The organism is Flavobacterium sp. WC2421 (assembly GCF_040822115.1).
Classification (GTDB): Bacteria; Bacteroidota; Bacteroidia; order Flavobacteriales; family Flavobacteriaceae; genus Flavobacterium.
The window spans coordinates 3560854-3585607 of record NZ_CP162004.1 but is presented as its reverse complement, the minus strand read 5'-3'; the positions used below and the strand labels follow the sequence as shown (position 1 = coordinate 3585607).

Here is a 24754-nt window from a genome sequence, read left to right as displayed (position 1 = left end):
TATGATTAAAATTTATAACGCATTCCAAAGGTGTAATTGATTCCATACAAGTCTTTTTGTACGGTAACTCTGTCAGGGTCTGTTTGATTAGGTAAGGCAAACTTCCCAGTAGTATAAATGTTGGGTTGCAAAATTTGCACAAGAACGGGCGTGTTTAAAAGATTGGTAATTTTGCTATAGAAAGTAAAATTTTTAAATGCTCTTTTTTCTATAGAAAAATCAAGTTGCGAATTTCCTTTTTGCCAATAATCTAAATCTTTATAAGGGGAAACTAATGTGATTTTTCTTCCTGTATAGATGTAGGCCAATTGTACATCTATTCCTGAATTTTGATTTTTATACAATAACGAAAGATTGGCAATATGAGGGGATTGTCCTTGTAGTGGTCTAGTTTGAGTCGTTTCTTCGCTCACATAAGAACTGTTGTAAAACAATTTAGTAGTAGTGATTTTTGAGTTAGTGTAAGTGTAATTAGCTGTTATTCCAATCTTTCCAAAATATTTAGCCATGTTTACTTCAAGCCCAAAATTGGTAGCTGTTCCAAAATTGGTAGGTTTTAAAGTGGCGCTTGATGTCCCTGTGAATAAAATGGCAGATTCTATTGGGTTTTGAATGTTTTTATAAAAAGCTCCAATTAAGAACTGATCTAATCCTTTTGGAAATAATTCATATCTAATATCAAAGTTGGAAGCAGTTGCATGTTTTAAATTTGGATTACCACTCATGTTAAAATCCTCTCCTTCTATTTTAAAAGGAATATATTCGTAGAATCCGGGTCTGTTTATGGCACTAAAATAAGATAACCGAAGATTCTCTTTTTCACTTAATTTATATTTAAAATGGATACTTGGCAGAAAATCAGTATAGGTTTTTGATCCAACCGCTCCCGCAATTATGGTAGCATCCTGTGCTGTTTTCCAAGTTTGTGTCGTATTTTCTATACGTAGACCTCCAAGAATCGAAAGTTTGTCATTAAATTGAATATTATCTTGAAAATAATAGGCCGCAATTTTCTCCGTAGCGTCATAATTTAAAGCATTGTTAGGACTTCCTTGTGCTGCAGTAATACCATTAAAATGAAATTTGTCTGGAGATAAAATACCATCATAAGGAATGGGTTCGCCTGAACTGGAATTATTAGGTATTAAATTCCATTCATTGTAATTGTTTTTTCGCAATTTATTTCTGTAAAGCCCTCCCATTGATAGGACCATCGGTTTATTTAAGATTTCTTTTTTATACTTGAAATTTATGTAACCAGCATAATCTCTATCGGAGTTGTTCATCCAAATTCGATAAAAAGGAATATTTAAAACAGCTGGAGTAACTGTTTGATTTTGATTAGCATCATAACCAACTTGTTCTACAGTTTGGTATTCAGACCAATCTGGGGTTATGCTTTTAGCAAAAGAATAAACAGCTGACCAATCAGCATTTAAATATTCATTGATTTTATGTTCTCCTTGCAAGGTGTTATTGTAAATACTTTGCTTTATATATCTGGAACGGTATAATTTGTATGTATTTCCTGTTCCAACTCCTGATCGACCTATCGATAAACTAGTATCTATAGATTTACGATTTTGAGTTTCTTCGGATTTTAAATACACATTGTAAAGACTAATTTTATTTTTAGAATTTAAAATATAATCTAGCTTAGTGTGAATTCCATATCGAGTTTGGTTGGTGTTATACCTTCTGGAATATAGATCTGTAAACGCAGGAACATTCCCTGGTGCAGGTTGATTTTCTGGTTTGAACCATGTACTATTTGATCCTTTGTATTCATTTTGATAACTAGTCGCTACAACTACTCCCAGTTTTTTATCTTTCAAAAAACGATTGCTTATTGAAAATCCTAAGTTGGTGTTTAAAGGCAAAGTTTTACGTTTGTAATCAAAGTTTTTATAGGTAAAATCATTAGGTGTTGCGATATAATTAGCACCATTAATATCTGCAGGAGACTTACTGTTAATTACTTTTTTATCGAAATTTTCATATCCATTATCACTAATAAATTGACTAAATCCTGTTGCAATATTAGCGGTTATCGCCAATTTGTCTTGCGCATTTTTCATAATTAAATCCATAGCTCCACCTATTGCATCTCCTTCCATTTCGGGTGTTAGTGCTTTAATAACATCTAATCGTTCTAGGAGATCAGCTGGAAACATATCCATTGGGACATAACGATATTTGTTGTCCGGACTTGGGATCTTTATTCCATTTACAAGAGTGTAATTGTATCGCTGATCCATTCCTCTTATGATGGCATATCTAGCATCGCCTGTGCTGGTGCGCTCTAATGAAACTCCAGACATACGTTGTAATACGCCGGCGGTGGTTAAATCAGGTAGCAACTGTATGCTTTTCGCGCTAATTGCATTTAAAATATTTTGCGATTCTTTTTCTCTATGTAAGGCATATTTTGAAGATTCTTTGTCTTGCTTTACAGAAATTACGACTTCGGAAAGGGTGATGTTTTTTTCTACTAATTCAAAGTTTAATGTAATTGCACCCAATTTTACAGTAATTGTTGTTTCTTGATTTATATATCCTTGATAGCTACATTTCACTATATAACTTCCTTCAGGAACATTTTTTATGATATAAGTACCGTCAAAACCAGAATAACCATAAGTTGTAGCGGTTAGATAAATGGTAGCCCCTATTATAGGTTCATTAGTGTTTTTATCCAATATTCGACCTTTTATTTCAGACCCATAAATTATACTGAAAAAAGGGATAATTAATAGTAATAGAGACAATCGAAAAGTACTTATTTTACACACGGCTTAATTTTTTTTACAAACCTAATTATTTAGCTATTTCAAAAATCACAGGTTACTGTTCCTTAATATTTTAATAATTTCAATATTTTAGATTTAACATTAACTATTTGTTTTTCAGTTATTTAATTTTATTTTCCGATATTAAATCATTGTAAAAATCAAATTGATTCTTACAAAATTTAATTAGAATTAACTTTTTGGTTACTTTTTGGTTTTCTTTAAAAGGATCTAGTACTCCAAAAGTGACACTACATAATAATTGTCAATATCATTCTTAATAACTTTGACTGTTACCTCTTTTAAAATATATCGAGATATCCTATATTAGCACAAAATCGATAAATTTTAAAATGTCAGATCAAAATCAATATACCGAAGACAATATTCGTTCCCTCGATTGGAAAGAACACATCCGTATGCGTCCCGGTATGTACATTGGGAAATTAGGGGATGGATCTTCTGCGGACGATGGTATTTATATTCTTCTGAAAGAAGTTTTGGATAACTGTATCGATGAATTTGTAATGGGTGCTGGTAAAACGATTGAAGTAACCATTAAAGACAAGACCGTTACGGTTCGTGACTATGGACGAGGAATCCCACTTGGGAAAGTCATTGACGTAGTTTCTAAAATGAATACAGGTGGGAAGTACGATTCTTTGGCCTTTAAAAAATCGGTAGGGTTAAACGGAGTGGGTACTAAGGCAGTAAATGCTTTGTCTAATTATTTTCGCGTTGAATCCGTTCGAGATGAAAAACAAAAAGCAGCCGAATTTTCAGCGGGAAATTTGGTGCTGGAAGAAGATATTATTGATACTACAAAACGAAAAGGAACAAAGGTTACTTTTATTCCAGATGAAGCTATTTTTAAAAATTATAAATTCAGAAATGAATATGTAATTAAAATGCTAAAGAATTATTGTTACCTGAATGCGGGTTTAACAATAATCTATAATGGAGAAAAATACTTTTCTGATAATGGATTGAAAGATTTATTAGATGAAAATATTGCCGAAGAAGATATGGTTTACCCAATCATTCATTTGAAAGGGGATGATATCGAATTAGCAATTACACACAGTAAATCCCAGTACAGTGAGGAATACCATTCCTTTGTAAATGGACAAAATACAACACAAGGAGGAACACATTTAGTGGCGTTTAGAGAAGCAATCGTAAAAACCATTCGGGAATTCTACAACAAAGGATTTGATCCTTCGGATGTTAGAAAATCGATTGTGAGTGCGATAAGTATTAAGGTAATGGAACCTGTTTTTGAATCACAAACAAAAACCAAATTAGGTTCGACCGATATGGGTTCTGATCCTGGCATGCCTTCGGTTCGTACTTTTGTAAATGATTTTATCAAAAATAAATTAGATAATTATTTACACAAAAATCCAGAAACGGCCGACTTGCTTTTACGTAAAATTCTACAAGCGGAGAGAGAACGTAAAGAACTTTCAGGAATTAGAAAATTAGCCAAAGACAGAGCAAAGAAGTCCAATTTGCATAATAAAAAACTGCGTGATTGCCGCGTGCATTTACCAGATATAAAAAATCCACGATATTTAGAAAGTACACTGTTTATTACTGAGGGAGATTCCGCTTCTGGATCGATTACCAAGTCGCGTGATGTAAATACGCAAGCGGTATTTAGTTTGCGTGGTAAGCCATTGAACTCGTACGGAATGAGCAAAAAAATTGTTTATGAAAATGAAGAATTCAATTTGCTTCAAGCGGCCTTAGATATTGAAGATGATATGGAAAACTTGCGTTACAACAACATTGTAATTGCAACTGATGCCGATGTCGACGGAATGCACATTCGATTGTTATTGATCACTTTCTTTTTACAGTTTTTTCCTGAATTGATAAAAGAAGGGCATTTGTATATTTTACAAACCCCACTTTTTAGAGTTCGAAACAAGAAAGAAACTATTTACTGTTATTCTGATGACGAGAGAAAAGCAGCCATTGAAAAATTAAAACCAAAACCAGAAATCACCCGATTTAAGGGGTTGGGAGAGATTTCTCCAGATGAGTTTCAGTTTTTTATAGGGGAAGATATTCGATTGGACCCTGTAATGATGGACAAAAATACTTCAGTTGAGCAATTGCTGTCTTTCTATATGGGTAAAAACACTCCAGACCGACAAGAGTTTATCATAAAAAACTTGAAAGTGGAATTGGATGCAATTGAAACAGTTTAAAATACAATTAATTACTATTCAATAGGATATATTTAATGAAAGACGAGGAAGAAGAAAATACAAATCCAGAGAATGAAGATATAAATTCAGAAGACAATTCAATTGATGAAAATCAAGAAGAAGAATCGGATGAAATAATCAAAGTCGATGCCAAGCATTTTGAAGGACAACATTTTTACGATAACGAAGAAGACGGTGGGGATACCATTACCAAAGTTACAGGAATGTACAAAGATTGGTTCTTGGATTATGCTTCTTATGTAATTCTAGAACGTGCCGTTCCTGCTATTGAAGATGGTTTTAAACCAGTGCAACGCCGTATTATGCACTCTCTAAAAGAGTTGGATGACGGTCGTTATAATAAAGTAGCCAATGTTGTAGGTCACACCATGCAATATCACCCTCACGGAGATGCGAGTATTGGTGATGCTATGGTACAAATTGGACAAAAGGAACTGCTGATTGACTGCCAGGGAAACTGGGGGAATATCCTTACTGGTGATAGTGCTGCTGCTTCTCGTTACATTGAAGCCCGATTGTCAAAGTTTGCTTTGGAGGTTTTATACAGCCCAAAAATTACCGATTGGGGAATGTCTTATGATGGAAGAAGAGCAGAACCAAACAATCTTCCAGTAAAATTCCCATTACTATTGGCTTCTGGAGCGGAGGGGATTGCTGTAGGTCTTTCGACCAAAGTTTTGCCACATAATTTTAATGAATTAATTGATGCTTCGGTAAAAATATTAAAAGGTAAACCGTTTACGATTTATCCTGATTTTATGACTCAAGGTATTGCCGATGTTTCCAATTATAATGATGGATTGCGCGGAGGTCGTGTGCGTGTGCGTGCCAAAATTGGGCAACTAGATAAAAACACATTGGTGATTACCCAAATTCCGTTTTCTACAAATACGACTACCTTAATAGATAGTATTTTGAAAGCGAATGATAAAGGGAAAATCAAAATCAAAAAAATTGAGGATAATACCGCTGCCAATGTTGAAATCCTAATTCATTTGTATCCTGGTGTTTCTCCTGATAAAACGATTGATGCGTTATTTGCCTTTACGGCTTGTGAAACTTCGGTAGCACCTTTAGGTTGTGTAATTGAAGATAACAAACCTTTGTTTATTGGTGTTTCCCATATGTTGAAAATTTCAACAAACAGAACGGTTCAATTATTAAAAAGCGAACTGGAAATTCAATTAAGCGAACTAGAAGAACAATGGCATTTCTTGTCTTTGGAACGTATTTTTATCGAAAACAAAATCTATCGTGATATTGAGGAAAAAACAACTAGAGAAGATGTTATTCAGGCCGTTGATGATGGATTGAAACCGCATATAAAACATTTAAAACGAGCAATTACCGAAGAAGATATTCTGCGTTTGTTGGATATTCGAATCATGCGTATTTCTAAATTTGATAGCAATAAAGCACAAGATAAAATTGAAGCCTTAGAAGGAAATATTGAGCAAGTAAAGCATGATTTAGAACATTTAATTGATTTTGCTATTGCTTATTTTGTCAAGCTGAAAGAGAAATACGGAAAAGGGAGAGAACGCCAAACTGAACTTCGAGTTTTTGATGATATTGAAGCGACCAAAGTAGTATTGAGAAACACTAAATTATATGTCAATAAAGAAGAAGGATTTGTAGGAACCAGCTTGAAAAAAGACGAGTATGTTACAGATTGTTCAGATATTGATGATGTCATTGTTTTTTTACGTGACGGAAACATGATGGTGACCAAAGTAGATGCTAAAACTTTTGTGGGTAAAGACATTATTCACATTGCTATTTTTGACAAAAGTGACAAGCGTACTATTTACAATGTGATTTATCGTGATGGAAAATCGGGGCCTTCTTTTATTAAACGATTTAATGTTTCGGGAGTTACTAGAGATAAATTATATGATTTAACCAATGGTACCAAAGGGTCACAGATTCTTTATTTCACCTGTAATCCAAATGGAGAAGCTGAAGTAGTGACTATAATTTTACGTCAGGTGGGAAGTATTAAAAAACTGAAATTTGATATTGATTTTTCTAAAATTGGTATAAAAGGACGTGCTTCTAAAGGAAATGTGGTTTCTAAATATCCGATTAAGAAAATTGAAATTAAAGAAAAAGGAATCTCAACGTTATTACCAAGAAAAATTTGGTTTGATGATACAGTACAACGTTTGAATGTTGATGGTAGAGGAGAATTATTGGGTGAGTTTAGACCAAATGATAAAATCTTGATTATACAGCAATCTGGAAAATTAAAAGTAGTCATTCCGGAATTAACCACTCATTTCGACACGGATATGGTAGTGCTGGAAAAATGGATTCCTAAGAAACCAATATCTGCAATTTATTTTGATGGTGAAAAAGAGCGTTATTACTTAAAACGTTTCTTGGTGGAAACCGAAAATAAAGAGGAAAACTTCATTACAGAACACCCAAATTCCCAATTGGAAATTGTATCAACGGATTATCGTCCCGTTGCCGAATTAATTTTTCCAAAGATTAAAGGAGTTCAAAAAGAAAGTGTAACTATTGATATCGAAGATTTTATTGCTGTCAAAGGATTTAAAGCACTTGGAAATCAATTAACAACAGATAAACTAAAACAGGTAAACTTATTAGAATCATTACCTTACGAACCTCCTGTAGAAATTAAAGAGGAACCGATTAAAAGCGATGATCACAATGATGATACTGATGTACATCTTGATGATGATGGCCAAGTTATTTTATTTTAACTATAAAAAAAGCTTCCACAACTGTGGAAGCTTTTTAATTTTAAACGGTTTTGAATGTGCTTATTTAAATAATTGTTTTAGAGTTGTAATTTTTTTTGCTTCTAATTTTTTTCTAATTTTCAAAAAAGCAATAGCTGTAATATAGGCGTCACCTAATGCAGTGTGTCTGTCTTTTATAGAAATATCAAATTTATCCGCAAGTTCATCCAGACTATAGGTATCCTTAATCTCAAATAAGTGAGAAACAATTAGCGTTTTTTTATAAAGTACCGCTGTGTCTAATGACTTATTAGTTAGTAATGGTAATCCATTTCTTTCTAGTGCTTTATTAATCATCGTAACATCAAAAACGGTATGATGTGCAATGATAATGGAGTCTCCTAAAAATGTCAGAAACTGTTGCAACACTTCTAATTCATTAGGTTTGTCTAATGCAAATTCTTTTAAAATGCCATGAATTTTAGCTGTTGATTTATCGTAATGCTCCTGTTGTATGTAAACCTCAAAACTGTCCTGAATTGCAATTGTATTATTTTGTAAAACAACTGCTCCAATGCAAAGAATGCGATCTTTTACATAATCGAATCCTGTGGTCTCCGTATCCAATATTACAAAACGGGTGGAGTCAATGTCTTTTGATAGCAACTCCTCTTCATATGGGTTTTCTGATTTACCCAAAAAATTCAATAAAACGGTTTGGCCTTTTTTTAAAAATTTCTTCATTACAATATATTTGAAGCATTGAACCGAATTGTAATAAGCTCTTGAAGTTCCTTAATGGTTTTAAAAGTTCGTTTTAATTTTATTTTTTCTAATTTGGTTAGTGCTTCTAAAGCAATAAACTGCCCCGAATCGTGATGTAAAAGTCCTTGTTTGGTTCTGAATTTTAATAATGCTTTATAGGAATAGGAGCAAGCCAAATACAATTCCTTGTTTTGGGGTTCTAAGTCGGCTAATTTTTCAAACCGCTCCGGACTATTACTTATGGATTTCACAGAATGAGATAGAATTAATACTCTAGCGGCATCGGCTAGTGGCATTAAAGCACGTCTTTTTATATCAAAAAAGTCTTTGTGCTCTCCATCTTGTTCTACAAGAAGTTGTCTGAAGAATCCAGTGGGGGAAGGACTTTGCAATGCACCACTTACTAAGTGAATATAAAAAACTGGATTGGCTTTTATATTTTCAAAAATAAAATCGGACAAGTTATTTACAAGTTCCTTATCTCCATAAGACAAGCTATAGTCAAAAAAGATAAAAGACAATAAAACCTCATTTTTTCCAGGATTAGTAATCCAATGGTACACTAAATCTTTGTATTCACTCAAACTCAAACACCATTTAGGATTTGAAGCCATCATTTCAGCAGGACAATAATCATAACCAATGTCAAAAAGGCCTTTGTTGACATGTGTTGCCAATTCTAAAAAGTAGCTTTTGGTTTCTGCACTTAATTCTTCTGGGACTTCTTCATACATTAATGCATTGTCTTGATCGGTATGTAGCAATTGCTCACTTCTTCCTTGACTTCCCATGGCCAACCATGCAAATTTTACAGGAGGAGGGGTTTTCATTTTTTTTAACGCAATGGCAATAACTTGCTTTATACAAACATCATTTAATTCGGTAATTATTTTAGAAGTCAAAGTCATTGGGATATTTTGATCTAAATATCCTTGTAATAGTTGCATTATATTAGCTCGTATTGGCTTGATTTGTTTGAATTTTTTAGCTCTTTTTACTGCTTTTATTAACACTGCAGGATTATTACCTATTTCCACCATAACATCATGTTTGGATAGGATTCCCACTGCTTTAGTATTAGCAGTACCGTCTTTGGTAATACATAAATGGCTAATATTACTTTTCATCATAGCCATTTGCGCTTGTGTAACGGTCATTTTTTTAGGATAGGTAATAACAGGAGTTGTCATTATTACACTGGCAGTTGTGGTGATGGGAAATGCTCCAGTAACAATTTTATTTCTTAAATCTTTATCAGTTATAATGCCTATAGGGAGTGAATTTTCGACAACAAGAATAGCACCTACGTTTTTTTTAGTCATGGTTTCAGCAATATCTTTTGCTGTAGTTGACGCAGAACAACTAACTAGTTTTTTTGAATACTTTACGGGCTGAATGTCTAATATGCTTTTATTGGCATCCAAAGTTTCAGTTGCTGAAGCCTCACCAAATAATTTCCCTCTATGACTTTTGGAATAAGGGTTGCGTGTGTTTGAAGCAAAACTTTCAATTAAAAAGTTCCCTACTGCTTTGTTTTCAAGCGCATAGGGCTTAAAAACGGCAATCGGTATAGCATACAGAATACTTTCTTCATGAGTTCGGGCTTCCATTTTATAGTTCTCATTAGCTATAAGTGGTCTTAACCCAAAAATATCACCTTCATCACACATGTCCAAAACAGCGTTACTGAAACTATTTCGTAAGGTTACAGCTCCTTTGTGAACGATGTAAAAACTGTTGTGCGTTTCTTCATTTTCAGTAAATACAACACTGTCTTTTTCATTATATATAATTGATATTTGCTCAGAAAGGGCTTCGATTTCTCTTTGATGTAAAAAACTAAATGGGGGAAAGTTTTTTAAAAAGTCGGCAACCCTATGGGAAATAGTATTTTTCATTACGATAATTTGCAACTAAGTTAATTTATAAAATTAGAGATAAAAAGAAAAAAACAAAATTTGATATTTATATATCATATTCTTAGAAATGAGCATAAAAAAAAAGCTTCCGCCGAAACGAAAGCTTTTTTAGTTACTAATTTTTATTTCTTTTTAGTTACTTTCATGTTGATGACTTCTACAAAAAGGGAGAAGGAAATGGCAAAATACAAATAGCCTTTTGGGACCGGTGTCACATGGCTACCAAAAATAAGTGCATCCGATAAATGAGCACTTTCAGTGAGTAGCATCATGCCAATTAAGATCAAAAAGGAAAGTCCTAAAATCTGGATGGAAGGATGGTTGTTCACAAATGTCCCAACAGGAACGGCAAACTGCATCATAATTAATACCGAAATTACAACAGCGGTAATCATGATATATATAGCACCATGAACACCATTAGTCATCCCTACAGCAGTTAGAATACTATCAAAAGAGAAAACCAAATCAATCATAATAATTTGTAGTAATACATTCTGAAATGATTTTGTAGCCGCTTTACCCAGTTCTTTTTCCTCATGTCCTTTTTCATCTACTTTTTCACGAATTTCATTAGTGCTTTTATAGATAAGAAATAATCCACCAAAAAGTAATATAAGACTTTGTCCCGTTACTCCAGCAGAGAACCAACTTAGGTCAATCGTAAACCAAGGTTCTTTCATTTGAATCAATAAATTAATACCAAACAACAGACCGATTCTCATGAACATAGCCAAGAACATTCCTATTTTGGTGGCTTTTTTACGGCTTTCAACGGGCAGTTTACCCGTAGCAATTGAAATGAAAATAATATTATCGATTCCAAGTACAATCTCTAAAAAAGTCAATGTTAACAGGGCAATCCAAGCATCAGGATTTAAAAATACTTCCATTTTATTGAGTTAAGAATTATAAAAAAGTCTTTGTATTTAGTCTTTAAGTTTAGTAACAGTCCCTTTTTGTTTTTGTGCAGTCCCTACAATACCAAATTCGAATATATAGGTGTTTCCTGATGTTGACAAAATTTTCATGTCGATTGATTTTTCTTCCGCCATATTTTTTGGATGCAATTTCTTCAAAATATACTCACAATCGTTTACCCATCGAATAGATGCGGTATCAATCTTACCTTCAAAATTTTCAATTTCAATGCTGTCATTTCGCTCAAAAAGGGTTACTTTTTTTACCCCATCGACTTCATATTCAAAACGGAATTTCCCTGTTTTAAAGTCTTTGCAGTTATGTTCAACATTATAACAGGACACAATAGAGAGCAGTACAGGAAGTAATAGTATTTTTTTCATATTTTTTTTGAAGCTTATTCCTGCTATTCGTTTCAATCTTTTTATCCTGAAAAAAATCAGGATAAAAAGGATTTCCACTGCTATCAGGGCTAGTTGATTAGCGGTTCCTTATTTGTTTAGTCTTTTTAATTCGGCATCAGTGAAATGTTTGATGCTCTTTTCCTGAGCAAATTTCTCCGAATTATACTCTTTTGAATTGTTTTTCGGGATGGATAAACTATCCCAATTTGTATTTTTTAATTGCTTAGCATAAAAAACGATTTGACCTACATGATACGGATAATGAGCCAATTGTCTGTTGATGGCATCCATTGCTGTTTGTCCTTCATTTCGAATGTATATAATTTGTAAAAGCTGTTCCGGAAGCAGAGAATCAATTGCTTTAAAAAAACAATCCCAGCCAGTATTCCATATTGCTAATACTTCTTCTTTGGTTTGTGGTTCATTTTCAAATTCCAAATCCCTATTTCTCCATTCTTTTTCCCCATCGGTCGTTAGGAAATTGGTCCAGCGCGAAAGCATATTTCCCGAAAGGTGTTTTACAATTGTCGAAATGCTATTAGAATCATCGTTCGATGTAATAAATAGCTGTTCCGGTTCTAATTGATTGATTGCTTTCTCACCGATTGTTTTGTAATAGTGCATTTGCTTTTTTACACTTTCAAGATACAGTTGATTCGTTTCCATTTTATTGAATTTTAATATCGTATTTATCCAAAAGTCCAATAATTCCTTGTGTAGAAAACTTGGCTTTTTTCATGGGATTGAATTCGGGATCAATTTTAAAATTAGAGGCTTTCGAAAAATCAGCTCCCGCTAGTTGCGTATTATTAAAAATAGCGCCTTCTAGATTACTATCATCAAAAATGGCTTGCGTCAGATTAGTACCAACAAAAGTTACCTCTTGTAACGAACAAGAATTGAATTTTGTTTTTGGCATTTTCTTATTGGCAAAGGAAGAATAATCGAGAACACATTCTTGGAAATTAACATTAAACAAGAAATCGTCGCATTCCTCAAATTGAATTCCGAGTAGTTTGCAGTTTCTAAATTGAATGCTTTTCATGCTTGTTCCTGATAATTTTGTCATCGATAGATTACAATCGATGAATTCACAATCTAGAAAACTATTATAGGAGAAATTACTATTTGAGAAATCACAATTTTTAAAAGTACAATCTTCAAATTCTCGATTACTTACTTTTTTGTCAATAAAGACTACTTTTTCAAAGGTTTTTTGAATGTGTATTAATTCTTCCATTAGTCGTTAAATATGCCTTTCATAATTGTTTTTAAACCTAGAAACATCAAATACATTGCTCCAATGCATGCCATTATTCCAATTGCCAAAACCAAATAGTGCCAAACGTTTTGTTTGTTCATAAAGGCATTATAAATCAAAGACGGACCGATAAACAACAACGGCAAAGCCCATGCTAAATATTTGATTCCTTTGGATAACATCTCTTTATTTGTTGCCATTATTTTTTTGTTTCAGGTTTAAAGTTTCAAGTTCTTTGTCTACTGTGTACTACTTATTATTGTAAAAGTCTACCGCTTTCCGCACGCTGCCATATGTTTTTAATAACTCAGCACCTTGCTCGTAGGTTACTGGGATTTCACCCATAATCATTTTTACACCTCGATCAACCAGTTTACTATTGCTCAATTGCATGTCGACCATTTTGTTTCCTTTTACTTTTCCTAGTTGGATCATCGTAGCTGTAGAAATCATGTTTAATACTAATTTCTGAGCTGTTCCTGCTTTCATTCTTGAGCTTCCAGTAACAAACTCTGGACCTACTACTACATCAATAGGGAACTGTGCCGTAAGAGAAAGTGGACTTCCTGCATTACATGAAATACTACCTGTAATAATTTTGTTTTCGTTGCAGGCTTGCAAACCACCTATAACATAAGGTGTTGTTCCTGATGCTGCAATTCCTATTACAACATCATTGGTATTTATATTTTGTTCTTGTAAATCTTTCCAAGCTTGAGTGTTATTATCTTCGGCATTTTCTACCGCTCTGCGTATCGCCATATCACCACCTGCAATAATTCCTACCACGAGATCAAAGGGTACACCAAAAGTAGGCGGACATTCTGAAGCATCTACCACGCCCAATCGTCCCGAAGTTCCTGCTCCAATGTAGAAAAGTCGGCCTCCCAACTTCATTTTAGCAACAATTTGAGTGACTAAAGTTTCTATTTGTGGCAATGCTTTTTCAACAGCATGAGGAACAGTTTTGTCTTCTTGATTGATATTTGTCAATAATTCGTGAACGGACATTTTTTCAAGATGCTCGTATTTTGAGGATTGCTCGGTAGTTTTTGTGAAAGTCATTTTTTAGTATAGTTGAACTCCCCAAAAATAATCTTTTTTATCGCAATCTCGAAATTTATAGCGTAAAGTCACAAACATTTAATTTCTCATTTTGTTCACATTATCGCTCTGACGAATTCTTGTTAAAAGAACTAAAATATTATATTTGTTACATATTAAAAGATAAATGGATAGAATAAGCTTATTGCAAGGGATTGCTCGCATCGGGGTTTTTGTGTCTTTATTGATGGCATTTTTTTTACTGACCGTTAAAACCGAAAATAAATTAGCTAACCGTTTATTTGCGTGGTTCTTTATTGTCTCTGCTATTGACCTTTGTGGTTTTTTTGTTTTAGATTATATTCAAGATTATGTCAATTTAGTGATTTTTAGATGGACAATCTGTTTGTTGGCAATGCCTTTGTTTTATCTTTATGTGTTAGCAGTTTGTTATTCTGATTTTAAATTAAAATGGAAGCATTTAGTGCATTTATTTCCTATTGTGCTAGTTAATTTAGTTTTTCTTCCAAGACTTTATCTTGCTAGTGATACTGAAAAGGAAATTTTTGAATTTCTAGAGCAAATGCCAGAAATATACTTTATACAGGTTTTAATTGAATTGCAATACGTGTTTTATATCGTGAGCTCATTTTTAATTTTGAAGAAATATAGAGAGATTTATCTGGAAAACTATACCAATCCAAGTACTTCTACGTACAAGTATCTTTTTCAGATGACAACCGTTTTTCTTATCGCACACTGCTTGGTGGCATTAAAAAATGTATTGCGTTACAGCGATTTCAGACAACTGTTTCTTTGGTTAAATGTTGTAGTAGGGAGTGTCGCTTTATTTATTACTTGTTGGTTAGTAATGAAAGCTCTAAATCATCCTGAACTTTTTAGAGGAATCAATTCTAAATTGCAACTGACAAAAGATTTTCTTCCTGAAGAAAATGAGGTTACAAAAGAAATAATAAGCAATAAAGACGAATTTGTATCTTCTCAAATTTTAGCATTAAAAAATTATATGATAGAGAAGGAGCCTTATCTAGATCCGTCGCTTACAATTCAAGAACTCTCTAATCAAATTAATATTCCAGTTCGGGATTTATCAGTGTTGATTAACCATCGTATGAACCAGCACTTTTTTGATTTTGTGAATGAATATCGCATTCAAAAAGCGATGCATATTTTAAAAGATCAATCCAAAAGTCAGCTTACCGTTTTAGAAATTTTGTACGAAGTAGGTTTTAATTCAAAATCATCCTTCAATACGTCTTTTAAAAAATATACTAATCTAACGCCTACCTCTTACCGAAACGCTTCACTATAAAGGTTTTGTAAAAAGTCGAACTTCATACTTGAAAAAGTCTAACCAATTTTTTTAATAGAAATTGGTTCGACTTTTTTTTGTCGGTCGAATTCTGAAAATTTCTAAGGGAACTTTGCTTCAAATTAATCGAACAAGTTTAAAATTAGAAATTATGAAAAAAGTGAACCTCCTTATTTTTTTACTATTGCCTTTGTTTTGTTTAGCGCAAGCACCTTTAAAATTGAAAGGAAAAATAGTTAGTGAAACAACTCCCTTACAATGGGCTGATGTTTCCATATCAAATTCACAGGGGAAAATTATTGACGGTACTACAACTAAACAAGATGGTACTTTTGAAATTAATATTAAAAAAGGTTTTTATAAAATAGGTGTAAGTCTTTTAGGATTTACAGACTACGAAAAAGAAATTGCAATAGAAAATGATTTCGATTTAGGTACAATTCTTTTAAAAGAGAATGCAACAAATTTGAATGAAATTGTCATTCAAGCTAAAAGGAATACCATCGAACAGAAAACAGATCGTGTGGTTTATAATCTAGAAAATAATGTTACAACGGTTGGTGGTGATGCATTAAGTGCCATAAATACAGCGCCAGGAGTTGTGGTGCAAAGTAATGTGATCACTATTCTAGGAAAAGGAGCTTCTCGAGTGATGATTGACGGAAGAATGATTGAGTTGACTGCTGAGGAGTTGAACAACTTTTTAAAATCAATTTCGGCAAGTGATATTAAAAACATTGAAATTATCAGTAATCCGCCAGCAAAATACGAAGCGGAAGGAACTGGTGGATTAATTAATATTATCATGAAAAAGGGAGCACGTGATTCCTGGAAAAACACGACTACAGCTTCTTACGATCAAAATAAATATGGCATTTATTCTTTAAGAAATAATTTCTTTTTCAGTAAAAATAAGTTCCGTTTTTCTGCAAGTATAAATGGAAAAACGGGATATAAAAATGTCGATGAAGTTTCTGAGGTGTATTTCGTAGAAGGGCTTTCGATTTTGAAAGCTAGAACAAAAGTAAAAGACGAAAATGCATCAGGAAAATTAGCTTTAGATTATGATTTTTCAGAAAAAACAACGGTTGGTTTTCAATATTTAAACTCCAAAAACAATCCTGATTTTCAATCAGATATTAGAATTGACAGATACAATAAACAAAAGCAATTACAAAATTACATACTCAATACTAGTTTTGCTGACAAAGAATCTAGCAATCAAACGTATAATGTGCATTTGATTACAAAACTGGATTCCCTTAACCGAAAATTATCATTTGATGTAGATTATTTCGATTATAATTCAAAATTTGATCGAAAGTTTGTTGCTAATAACTACGATGCAGATATGACATTTATAGCTATAAATCAGTCAGGGAGAAATATTTCTAATCAAGATATCAATAACTTTAGTTTCAAGGCAGATATGGAACATCCGCTTCAAGCGTTAAAATTATCGTATGGTGCAAAGATGAGTTTTACAAATAGCAAGAGCGATGTGTTCTATTTTAATACCATTACTGGTAGTCCAGAATTAGATCCTCAGCAATCAAACCGATTTAAGTACACCGAAAATAATCAGGCAGTTTACATTAATGGAGCTAAAAAAATTAATGAAAAATGGAATTTTCAATTGGGATTGCGATTAGAGAATACTAAAACCAATGGTTTTTCTGAAAATTTGAATCAAGAAACAGTGAATAATTATTTAAAATTATTTCCAACATTTTATGCTTCTTATAACGAAAACGAGAACAATAATTTCAGTTTGAATTACGGAAAAAGAATTAATAGACCTCGTTTTGACTTATTGAATCCGTTTCGTATTTACATCAGTAGTAATAGCTATTCAGAAGGAAACCCGTTTTTGAAGCCTTCTTTCAGTGATAATTTTGAATTTTCTCATTCGTACAAAGAAATTTTACGGACTAGTGTTTTCGTAAATGTTATTACAGATGGCTATGGTGTGCTATTTACATCAAATCCTGAAACCAATACGCTAATTGTGACAAGAGAGAATTATTTTGAAGGTTTGAATTACGGTATTGGAGAGACTTATTCTGCTAATTTTATGGATTGGTGGCAAAGTGAAAATTCATTGTATCTTTTAGGATCAAAAACAAATTTTACAAATGCGATAAATGCGACGCCAACAAATAGTTTAGAGGTAGATCTTTCTACAAACAATACTTTTTCATTAAGTAAAACGGCAAAATTGCAAATTGATTTTAGTTATACTCCTCCTTATAAGCAAGGACTATATGCAGTAGGTTATATGTCAAGTCTAAATATTGGTTTTAAGCAAGATTTGTTTAATAAAAGTGTTCAAGTGGCGTTTCTGACTAATGATGTTTTTAATACTTCTTATTTAAAAGATTTTGTTTCGGTTGTAAATGGAGTGAAACAAGTGTATAACAACAATGAAAGCAATCGATTTGTACGTCTGTCTGTGGTTTATAATTTTGGGAACAAAAAAATAAATGTAAAAGATAGAGATTTTGGGAATCAAGAAGAGAAAAATAGAACAGGTAGATAATACCAAATATCTTAGAAGATAGTCTTTAAAACAAAGTAGAAAATCATTCCTATAAATGGTTTTCTACTTTGTTTTAGCTATAGTTAGATTAAATGTTCAAGGCAATTTTAAATTTCAATACAGTTTTTAGATTTTCATTGACGAAATTCTTTCTGGACACGGCTTAAAAATTCGTACTAGAAGGGTTCATGATTGTCTGTTCTTTACCATTAGCTATGTCATTGCGAAGAAAGTACCTATCTCATCTGGTATTTCGGCAATGAAGAACAGTTTCTATTAGATTGGGAAAGTCAATCGTTTAGTTTAGAACGCGGATAAAACAGATTGCAAAAGCAAAACGTTGATGAAAACGGATTTTATGCGTATTTTTTTTCTAGCAATAACTAATTCATTGCGAAGAAAGTACCAATCTCATCTAGTGTTTCCGTTGTCATATTTTTTTAGTTTTATTGTCGATGTGTTTTAGTGAGATAGCTTCGTTCCTCGCTATGACTTTGGATAGTACTATTTGCTTTATTTGTGTAGCGAATTGAAGTACAGAAGGTTTAAGTATTACAGAATTTATAATTTGATGCACTTTGTCATTGCGAGGAAAGTACCAATCTCATCTAGTATTTCGACAATGAAGAACAGTTTCTATTAGATTGGGAAAGTCAATCGTTTAGTTTAGAACGCGGATAAAACGGATTGCTAAAGCAAAACGTTGATGAAAACGGATTTTATGCGTATTTTTTTTCTAGCAATAACTAATTCATTGCGAAGAAAGTATCAATCTCATCTAGTATTTCCGTTGTCATATTTTTTTAGTTTTATTGTCGATGAGTTTTAGTAAGATGGCTTCGTTCCTCGCCATGACTTTGTTTGTAGATAGTACTATTTGCTTTATTTGTGTAGCAAATTGCAGTACAGAAGGTTTAAGTATTACAGAATTTATAATTTGATGCACTTTGTCATTGCACGGAGCGAAGCAATCACACTAAGTGTATCCACAATAAAGGGAAGGATCAAGCCTCGATAGAAAGTATATCGTTTAGGATGGAACGCGGATAAAACGGATTGGTAAATAATTATTATTTACCATAGTCAAATGGTTCTGTTAAAAATCGATTGGCTATTTCATTAAATAGTATAGGATTATTTTGAGGAGCGTTGTGACCCATGCCAGGCATAATGCATAATTGGCCTTTTGGTAGATTATTGTAAATCTCTACAGCATGTTCATTTTTTATAATGTCTCTGTCGCCAACCATAATCAAAACAGAAGTCGTTATTTTTTTTAAATCAAGCGGATTAATATTGGGTTGGTCTAGTAAAAGTCCAAAAAGTTGAAGTTCTAGATTCCAATTTCGTGAAGTATCTCCTTTTGCTTTCATTTCTTTTGCTTCGGTTTGATATTTCCGTACTTCTGCTGGTGCCCAACTATTAACAGCGGTTGTGTCAGGTCTTAAATTGGCACCCATTGCAATAATTTTCTTGATTTTAGTTTTGTTACTAATTCCCATTTCTAGTCCTATGATACCTCCATCACTCCATCCAAGTATGCTAATAGAATCTAATTTAAGATGATTAACTAATCCTTCCCAATCTTTAGTTATCTGAGTATAAGTCAATGAGTCCGTTTTTAATTCTGATTTTCCTTGACCTCTATTGTCTGCAACAATAACTCTATATTTATTTTTAAAGAAATCAATTTGATTTTCCATTGATTTAATGTCGCCTCCGCATCCATGAATTAATAGTAATGGCTCCCCTTTTCCATATTCTTCATAATATATTTTTGCTCCATTTAAGTCTACATATTTCCCGACCGCATTGTTGTTTCCGTAATCTGTGTCAAACTTGTTTTGCGAATTTGTTACGCATATTGAAGATGTCAAAAAAAGAACTAAAATTGGAATGGAAATTTTCATGTTTTTTGGTTTAAGTAGGTCGCTAAATTATAGGTAAGTGTTTCGAGGTCAGATTAATGATTTTGACTTAGAAAAGATAGAACCTAATAAAATTTTGCATGGTTGATTATCAAATATAGGTAATTTTTCTTTCATTTTATAAAATTGTAATTTTTTTGGCGTCCTGATAATATACGATTGATTTTGGCAACGGATTTCATAGAAAATTGTTGAATTCGCGTGAGGGATAATAGCGGAAATCCTTTTTATTTTTTCTTTAAAAATAAAAAGATTGAAGTGAATAGCCCGACCCGAAGTTTTTACGAAGGGGCACGCCCAAATGGTACTATTATAAAAAGTAAGCCAGTAAGATTCCTAGGATAATCATGGAAACTTTGGCAATGTTGAATTTATGTCCTTCGCTACTTTCAAAAATAATGGTAGATGAAATATGGAATAATATCCCAATGACTACGGCTGTGATTTGAGTAGTATATTGGTTTAAAAAAGGTAAATAATCGGATGCGAGTGTTCCTAGTGGCGTCATGACGGCAAAGGTGATCATGAAGGCAAAAATGGCTTTTGGATTCAAATGCGAATTGATGAAAAAGGTAGTCAAGATGATGGCAATAGGCAGGTGATGAATGGCGATACCAATGGCTAGATTATCATGATGATGGCCTACAGGGAATCCTTCTAAGAAGGCATGAATACAAAGACTGATGAACAATAACCACGGAATATGGTTCATGTTTTCGTGTCCATGAACGTGTCCATGTTCTGCCCCTTTAGAGAAAAATTCTAGTATGATTTGGAACAAAATCCCTAACATGATAAAGATACCTATGTTGCTGTCTTTGCTTTCGTAAACATCAGGAAGCAAGTGCATCACGGTTAAAGACAATAAAAAAGACCCACTAAAAGCCAATAATAGCTTGAGGTTGGTTTTGTTTTTTGGTTTTAAAATTGATGCAATGATATAGCCTAACAGTACAGAAAGTAAGGGTAAAAGGTAATTCATGTTTTTTGTTGAATCGTTTATTTGTTGAATGGATTAATCAACTACTTAAATATCATAATTAAGCGTTCGCTATCATTTTTGTAGAATTTTTTCAACTTGTAGTCTCCAAAAATATCCAAAAGATAAATTCCTGCTTCTTCCATTAATGCTTCAAAATCTTGAAGAGTTAAGGCTTTTACTTTTTCGGTATAATGAAATTTTTGTCCTTTGTCTTCAAAGTCGATTTCTTTATAGATATGTCCGTCTTTTAAATAGCGTTTCAGATGAAAATCGATGCCTTCAACCGTTTTTGTTTCTTCAGGAACTAATGTATCGAGCACTTGTTTGACATTCATGAAGTCAATTACGGCAAAACCATAGTCAGACAAGCTTTCTTTGATGGCTTTTAAAGTGGTTAAATTGTCTTCGTCGTTTTCGAAATAACCAAAACTAGTGAACAAATTAAATATTGCATCAAATTTTTCTTCAAAAGGTTCACGCATGTCGTGTACTTTGAAGTGTAAAGAGTCGTTGGCATTTTTGTTGGCTTCAGCGATACTATTCTCCGACAAATCGGCGCCTAAGACATTAAATCCCAGTTGGTTCAAATAAATAGAATGACGGCCTTTACCGCAAGCCAAGTCAAGCACTTTTGCTTTCTCAGGAAGGTTGAGGTAATGGGTGATGTTATCCATAAATAGCTGCGCTTCTCTATAGTTTCTCTCTTTATAAAGAATGTGATAATAGGGAGTATCGAACCAAGAACTGAACCATGTTGGTGCTGGTTCTTCTTGATTTATAGGGTTTGATTTTTGTTCTTCAGACATTTATTCTTTTTCAATTTATTCTATCCGGCAAATTTAGTGTATTTTTGCTGAAAAATAACGATTCTGAGGAGATAGACGGAGATTCACGTAGAGAATTCTCTGATTTTCATCAGAGGTTAAATATAAAGCAGAAATAGGTCTGTTTTAATTGATACAAAAAAATGGAAAATAATTTTAAGATGGTTGCCAAAACCTTTTTTGGTTTTGAAGAAATATTAGCAAAGGAATTACAAATGTTAGGCGCGCAAGACGTGGAGCAGGGTGTAAGAATGGTGAGTTTTAAAGGAGATAAGGGATTTATGTACAAAGCGAATTTATCGTTGCGTACCGCATTAAAAATCCTAAAACCCATTTATTTTTTTAAGGCAAATAACGAACAAGCTTTATACAAAGGAATTACTGGTGTGAACTGGTCAAGATATATTAATGCCAATCAAACTTTTGTGATTGATGCTACGGTGCATTCAGATAACTTTAATCACTCCGAATTTGTTTCTCAAAAGTGTAAAGATGCTATTGTAGATCAATTTAGAGAGCGCACAGGACAACGTCCAAGCATTGATAAAATCCATCCCGATTTAAGAATCAACATTCATATTGATAGAGACCAAGTTTCGGTTGCTCTTGATACCTCAGGGAATTCATTACACCAACGTGGATACAGAACAGCAACTAATATTGCGCCAATCAACGAAGTTTTGGCAGCAGGAGTTTTGTTACTTTCTGGTTGGGACGGACAAACGGATTTTTTAGATCCAATGTGTGGTTCAGGAACTTTCTTAGCGGAAGCGGCTATGATTGCTTGTAATATTCCGGCGAACATTAACCGTAAAGAATTTGCTTTCGAAAAATGGCACGATTGGGATAATGAATTGTTTGATAATATTACGGACAGCTTGTTAAAAAGAGTACGTGAGTTTCATCACACGATAAAAGGATACGATAAAGCACCATCGGCAGTTCAAAAAGCCAAAGATAATATCAAGAATGCCAATTTGGATGAATACATCACGATTGAAGAAAAAAACTTCTTTGATACGGAGAAAACAACCGAAGGAAAATTACACATGGTATTCAACCCGCCTTATGATGAACGATTGGATATTCATATGGAAGAATTCTATAAGAATATTGGAGATACTCTAAAGAAAAATTATCCTGGAACTAATGCTTGGTTCATTACTGGAAACCTGGAAGCTTTGAAATTTGTAGGGTTAAAACCTTCAAGAAAAATCAAACTTTTTAATGCAAGTATCGAAGCACGTTTAGTAAAATACGAAATGTACGAGGGTAGTAAGAGAACAAAATTTCAGGTAACTGAAGGGGAATAGTGAAATAAGAATATAGAAAAAAGAGCAAAGAATAAAGAGGAAAGAAAAAAGAAAATAGAAGGGTACAAATTTATCATTGATAAACATTATCTAACTTTAAACTTTTTTTAAACCTTAAACTTTAAACAAAATAGCATGACAAAATTACAAGTAAGAGCATTTTTATATCAAATGGGTTGTTTCGCCATTTTATTTATATCCGTACGTTATTTGGCAGAACGTTATACAGGTTTAACTGGATTTTGGATTCCTATGACTGCTTTTATGGTAGGGACAATTTTAGCACCTAAATTCAAATCGATAAAAACGAATGACGGGGAGAAGTTGTATATGAGATGGATTTTTATGAAAGAGGTTAAGGAAATAGGATAACACGATTTGACAACATAAAAAAAGGAGCTAATTATACGATTATAATTAGCTCCTTTTTGTTTTCAGTAAAAGAATTTATTTTTTTGGATTCTGTTTCTTAGTAACAACAACTGGTATTACCTTCTTTTTGTAAATAGGAATGAAATACGATACTGTATAATTAAATCCTACACCAAAATTTCCATTATACGTTCTGTTGAATCCGGGAATATATAGGTTGTCAAAATTATCAGGCTTTTTATTAGAAACTAACATTTTCAGTTGAAAGCCGAATCCAACAAAGACATTATTGAATACTTTAGCTTTAACTCCTGCAACCACTTCGATCCAACTGGCAGAAAGACCACTGTATTTTTCTCCAGAGGTAAGAGCTGGAACTTCTCCAAAATAAGGATTGGCATTGTAAATTTTGTAGGTGTTTAATTGCTGACTAAACGTACTAAAACCATAGCGCATCCCTATAGAAATGATATTCTCCATATCGAGCCAATTCTCGTAGGCATTGTAATCAAAACCTGCTTTTAAATAAGATCCTTTGGCGGTTGAGTTTAACCGAGTGTCATCAGTTGTTTTATTTTCATTTCCTAGTTCCGCAGCTAGGTAATATTTTTTTGATATTCGATAATCTCCTACTAATTCAATTCCTTTATAATCTTTATCATATAAAGCACGTGTCAGCTTAAATAAATCAACTCCTACACGCAAACCGTACCGATTTGTTTTTATAACTGGAATACTGTCATTATTTACTTCTTGGGGTAGTTTTTCGGCATTTTTAAACGAATTGTCAGGAATAATACCTTCCTCCGTTTTGTTATTTTCGGGAGTACTTTTAACAGGAGTAGTTTCTTGTGCTTCGGCTAAAAACAAAGAAAAAATGAGGCAAATACTAAAAATATATTTCAAGGTGTGTTTCATTTTCGTTATTGATAGCGCTATTTTTTACTGCAATATATTGAATCCATTTTTCAACAGTAACATCTGCAGCTGTATGAACATATGGAATTAATGGATCTAAAGTAAATTCAGTTTTAAATCCACAGGCTCTAGATACAAAAACAGTAGTTCGGGAATAATTAAACTTTAGATTGTCTTCATACACTACCGCTGGATTTGAATTACCATAATTCAATATAAAACGGAAACTAGTTGCATCTGCATCTGTTTTTAGCGGAATAGAAACCGTACTTCCATTAATCAAAGTACTACTTTTATATGTAATTCCTTCCGTCATTCCTTCTCCAATTATTTTTAGATTCGTCACATTTTTCAAAACAGATGAATTGTTTATGTCATAAAACGAAATCACTAATCGAGGAGTAGTAACGGTATTGGCATCACAAATATCATCTTTCTCACAGCTGGAGAAAGTGAAAGCAATAGTCAATACTAAAAGAATTATTTTTTTCATATAC

The 24754-nt window shown here is 33.0% G+C and carries 20 protein-coding genes; 6 read left to right on the top strand and 14 right to left on the bottom strand.

Annotation, left to right across the window (positions count from 1 at the left end):
• Positions 1–5: 5 nt before the first annotated feature.
• Positions 6–2699 carry a TonB-dependent receptor gene (locus AB3G33_RS15260; RefSeq protein WP_367771178.1) on the bottom strand — a complete coding sequence of 898 codons (2694 nt, stop codon included), beginning with the start codon at positions 2697–2699 and terminating at the stop codon, positions 6–8.
• A gap of 443 nt (positions 2700–3142) precedes the next feature.
• Here AB3G33_RS15260 and AB3G33_RS15255 point away from each other — a divergent pair, with 443 nt between their 5' ends.
• Both AB3G33_RS15255 and AB3G33_RS15250 read left to right on the top strand, forming a co-directional pair.
• Positions 3143–5005: a DNA topoisomerase IV subunit B gene (locus AB3G33_RS15255; RefSeq protein WP_367754344.1), complete on the top strand. Its 1863-nt coding sequence runs from the start codon at positions 3143–3145 to the stop codon at positions 5003–5005.
• A gap of 35 nt (positions 5006–5040) precedes the next feature.
• On the top strand, positions 5041–7755 hold the full coding sequence (locus tag AB3G33_RS15250; RefSeq protein WP_367771175.1) for a DNA gyrase/topoisomerase IV subunit A: 2715 nt from the start codon (positions 5041–5043) through the stop codon (positions 7753–7755).
• A gap of 60 nt (positions 7756–7815) precedes the next feature.
• On the opposite strand, the gene AB3G33_RS15245 is transcribed toward AB3G33_RS15250, so the two are convergent.
• From AB3G33_RS15245 to murQ, 8 genes are all read right to left on the bottom strand, one after another.
• Entirely contained in the window at positions 7816–8478 is a 663-nt protein-coding gene (locus AB3G33_RS15245; protein WP_367771172.1) for a PolC-type DNA polymerase III, read from the bottom strand.
• On the bottom strand, positions 8478–10397 hold the full coding sequence (locus AB3G33_RS15240; protein WP_367771169.1) for a DUF294 nucleotidyltransferase-like domain-containing protein: 1920 nt from the start codon (positions 10395–10397) through the stop codon (positions 8478–8480). Before AB3G33_RS15240 ends, AB3G33_RS15245 begins: the two co-directional genes overlap by 1 nt.
• 143 nt (positions 10398–10540) lie before the next feature.
• The gene (locus tag AB3G33_RS15235; RefSeq protein ID WP_367754336.1) at positions 10541–11311 is read right to left on the bottom strand and encodes a TerC family protein; all 771 of its coding nucleotides are present in this window, start codon (positions 11309–11311) and stop codon (positions 10541–10543) included.
• A 36-nt stretch (positions 11312–11347) separates the two neighbouring features.
• The gene (locus AB3G33_RS15230; protein ID WP_367771166.1) at positions 11348–11722 is read right to left on the bottom strand and encodes a DNA topoisomerase IV; all 375 of its coding nucleotides are present in this window, start codon (positions 11720–11722) and stop codon (positions 11348–11350) included.
• A 108-nt stretch (positions 11723–11830) separates the two neighbouring features.
• Positions 11831–12409, bottom strand: coding sequence for a DUF1572 family protein (locus tag AB3G33_RS15225; RefSeq protein ID WP_367771163.1), 579 nt, complete (start codon positions 12407–12409; stop codon positions 11831–11833).
• Between the two features lies 1 nt (position 12410).
• Positions 12411–12983: a pentapeptide repeat-containing protein gene (locus AB3G33_RS15220; RefSeq protein ID WP_367754330.1), complete on the bottom strand. Its 573-nt coding sequence runs from the start codon at positions 12981–12983 to the stop codon at positions 12411–12413.
• Positions 12983–13204, bottom strand: coding sequence for a DUF6095 family protein (locus AB3G33_RS15215; protein WP_367754328.1), 222 nt, complete (start codon positions 13202–13204; stop codon positions 12983–12985). The genes AB3G33_RS15220 and AB3G33_RS15215 overlap by 1 nt, the downstream gene beginning before the upstream one ends.
• Positions 13205–13253: 49 nt before the next feature.
• On the bottom strand, positions 13254–14069 hold the full coding sequence (gene murQ / locus AB3G33_RS15210) for an N-acetylmuramic acid 6-phosphate etherase (RefSeq protein ID WP_367771160.1): 816 nt from the start codon (positions 14067–14069) through the stop codon (positions 13254–13256).
• 166 nt (positions 14070–14235) lie between these two features.
• Here murQ and AB3G33_RS15205 point away from each other — a divergent pair, with 166 nt between their 5' ends.
• Positions 14236–15381 carry a helix-turn-helix domain-containing protein gene (locus tag AB3G33_RS15205; RefSeq protein ID WP_367754324.1) on the top strand — a complete coding sequence of 382 codons (1146 nt, stop codon included), beginning with the start codon at positions 14236–14238 and terminating at the stop codon, positions 15379–15381.
• A 151-nt stretch (positions 15382–15532) separates the two neighbouring features.
• Positions 15533–17920, top strand: coding sequence for a TonB-dependent receptor (locus AB3G33_RS15200; protein WP_367771158.1), 2388 nt, complete (start codon positions 15533–15535; stop codon positions 17918–17920).
• Positions 17921–18990: 1070 nt separating this feature from the next.
• On the opposite strand, the gene AB3G33_RS15195 is transcribed toward AB3G33_RS15200, so the two are convergent.
• The 3 genes from AB3G33_RS15195 to AB3G33_RS15185 all read right to left on the bottom strand — a co-directional run bounded on the left by AB3G33_RS15195 (position 18991) and on the right by AB3G33_RS15185 (position 21636).
• A complete protein-coding gene (locus AB3G33_RS15195; RefSeq protein ID WP_367771156.1) occupies positions 18991–19830 on the bottom strand; it encodes an alpha/beta fold hydrolase in 840 nt (279 codons plus the stop codon).
• A 328-nt stretch (positions 19831–20158) separates the two neighbouring features.
• On the bottom strand, positions 20159–20830 hold the full coding sequence (locus tag AB3G33_RS15190) for a ZIP family metal transporter (protein ID WP_367771154.1): 672 nt from the start codon (positions 20828–20830) through the stop codon (positions 20159–20161).
• A gap of 41 nt (positions 20831–20871) precedes the next feature.
• Complete coding sequence (locus AB3G33_RS15185) at positions 20872–21636, bottom strand: class I SAM-dependent methyltransferase (protein WP_367771152.1); 765 nt, start codon at positions 21634–21636, stop codon at positions 20872–20874.
• Positions 21637–21797: 161 nt separating this feature from the next.
• Between AB3G33_RS15185 and AB3G33_RS15180 the strand changes: the two genes are divergently transcribed.
• Both AB3G33_RS15180 and AB3G33_RS15175 read left to right on the top strand, forming a co-directional pair.
• The gene (locus AB3G33_RS15180) at positions 21798–22967 is read left to right on the top strand and encodes a class I SAM-dependent RNA methyltransferase (RefSeq protein WP_367754315.1); all 1170 of its coding nucleotides are present in this window, start codon (positions 21798–21800) and stop codon (positions 22965–22967) included.
• A 135-nt stretch (positions 22968–23102) separates the two neighbouring features.
• Positions 23103–23339, top strand: a complete 237-nt coding sequence (locus tag AB3G33_RS15175; protein WP_367754313.1) for a hypothetical protein — start codon at positions 23103–23105, stop codon at positions 23337–23339.
• A 75-nt stretch (positions 23340–23414) separates the two neighbouring features.
• Here the strand turns inward: AB3G33_RS15175 and AB3G33_RS15170 are convergent, their stop codons facing one another.
• Together AB3G33_RS15170 and AB3G33_RS15165 are read right to left on the bottom strand one after the other, a co-directional pair.
• Positions 23415–24257 carry a DUF6048 family protein gene (locus tag AB3G33_RS15170; protein ID WP_367771150.1) on the bottom strand — a complete coding sequence of 281 codons (843 nt, stop codon included), beginning with the start codon at positions 24255–24257 and terminating at the stop codon, positions 23415–23417.
• The gene (locus tag AB3G33_RS15165; protein ID WP_367771147.1) at positions 24229–24750 is read right to left on the bottom strand and encodes a DUF6452 family protein; all 522 of its coding nucleotides are present in this window, start codon (positions 24748–24750) and stop codon (positions 24229–24231) included. The genes AB3G33_RS15170 and AB3G33_RS15165 overlap by 29 nt, the downstream gene beginning before the upstream one ends.
• Positions 24751–24754 lie beyond the last annotated feature (4 nt).

What these genes read in the sequence shown, in the direction of transcription:
- AB3G33_RS15255 (WP_367754344.1), top strand. Translation starts at nt 3,143, where the DNA reads ATGTCAGATCAAAATCAATATACCGAAGACAATATTCGTTCCCTCGAT.
- AB3G33_RS15250 (WP_367771175.1), top strand. Translation starts at nt 5,041, where the DNA reads ATGAAAGACGAGGAAGAAGAAAATACAAATCCAGAGAATGAAGATATA.
- AB3G33_RS15245 (WP_367771172.1), bottom strand. Translation starts at nt 8,478, where the DNA reads ATGAAGAAATTTTTAAAAAAAGGCCAAACCGTTTTATTGAATTTTTTG.
- AB3G33_RS15240 (WP_367771169.1), bottom strand. Translation starts at nt 10,397, where the DNA reads ATGAAAAATACTATTTCCCATAGGGTTGCCGACTTTTTAAAAAACTTT.
- AB3G33_RS15235 (WP_367754336.1), bottom strand. Translation starts at nt 11,311, where the DNA reads ATGGAAGTATTTTTAAATCCTGATGCTTGGATTGCCCTGTTAACATTG.
- AB3G33_RS15230 (WP_367771166.1), bottom strand. Translation starts at nt 11,722, where the DNA reads ATGAAAAAAATACTATTACTTCCTGTACTGCTCTCTATTGTGTCCTGT.
- AB3G33_RS15225 (WP_367771163.1), bottom strand. Translation starts at nt 12,409, where the DNA reads ATGGAAACGAATCAACTGTATCTTGAAAGTGTAAAAAAGCAAATGCAC.
- AB3G33_RS15220 (WP_367754330.1), bottom strand. Translation starts at nt 12,983, where the DNA reads ATGGAAGAATTAATACACATTCAAAAAACCTTTGAAAAAGTAGTCTTT.
- AB3G33_RS15215 (WP_367754328.1), bottom strand. Translation starts at nt 13,204, where the DNA reads ATGGCAACAAATAAAGAGATGTTATCCAAAGGAATCAAATATTTAGCA.
- murQ (WP_367771160.1), bottom strand. Translation starts at nt 14,069, where the DNA reads ATGACTTTCACAAAAACTACCGAGCAATCCTCAAAATACGAGCATCTT.
- AB3G33_RS15205 (WP_367754324.1), top strand. Translation starts at nt 14,236, where the DNA reads ATGGATAGAATAAGCTTATTGCAAGGGATTGCTCGCATCGGGGTTTTT.
- AB3G33_RS15200 (WP_367771158.1), top strand. Translation starts at nt 15,533, where the DNA reads ATGAAAAAAGTGAACCTCCTTATTTTTTTACTATTGCCTTTGTTTTGT.
- AB3G33_RS15195 (WP_367771156.1), bottom strand. Translation starts at nt 19,830, where the DNA reads ATGAAAATTTCCATTCCAATTTTAGTTCTTTTTTTGACATCTTCAATA.
- AB3G33_RS15190 (WP_367771154.1), bottom strand. Translation starts at nt 20,830, where the DNA reads ATGAATTACCTTTTACCCTTACTTTCTGTACTGTTAGGCTATATCATT.
- AB3G33_RS15185 (WP_367771152.1), bottom strand. Translation starts at nt 21,636, where the DNA reads ATGTCTGAAGAACAAAAATCAAACCCTATAAATCAAGAAGAACCAGCA.
- AB3G33_RS15180 (WP_367754315.1), top strand. Translation starts at nt 21,798, where the DNA reads ATGGAAAATAATTTTAAGATGGTTGCCAAAACCTTTTTTGGTTTTGAA.
- AB3G33_RS15175 (WP_367754313.1), top strand. Translation starts at nt 23,103, where the DNA reads ATGACAAAATTACAAGTAAGAGCATTTTTATATCAAATGGGTTGTTTC.
- AB3G33_RS15170 (WP_367771150.1), bottom strand. Translation starts at nt 24,257, where the DNA reads ATGAAACACACCTTGAAATATATTTTTAGTATTTGCCTCATTTTTTCT.
- AB3G33_RS15165 (WP_367771147.1), bottom strand. Translation starts at nt 24,750, where the DNA reads ATGAAAAAAATAATTCTTTTAGTATTGACTATTGCTTTCACTTTCTCC.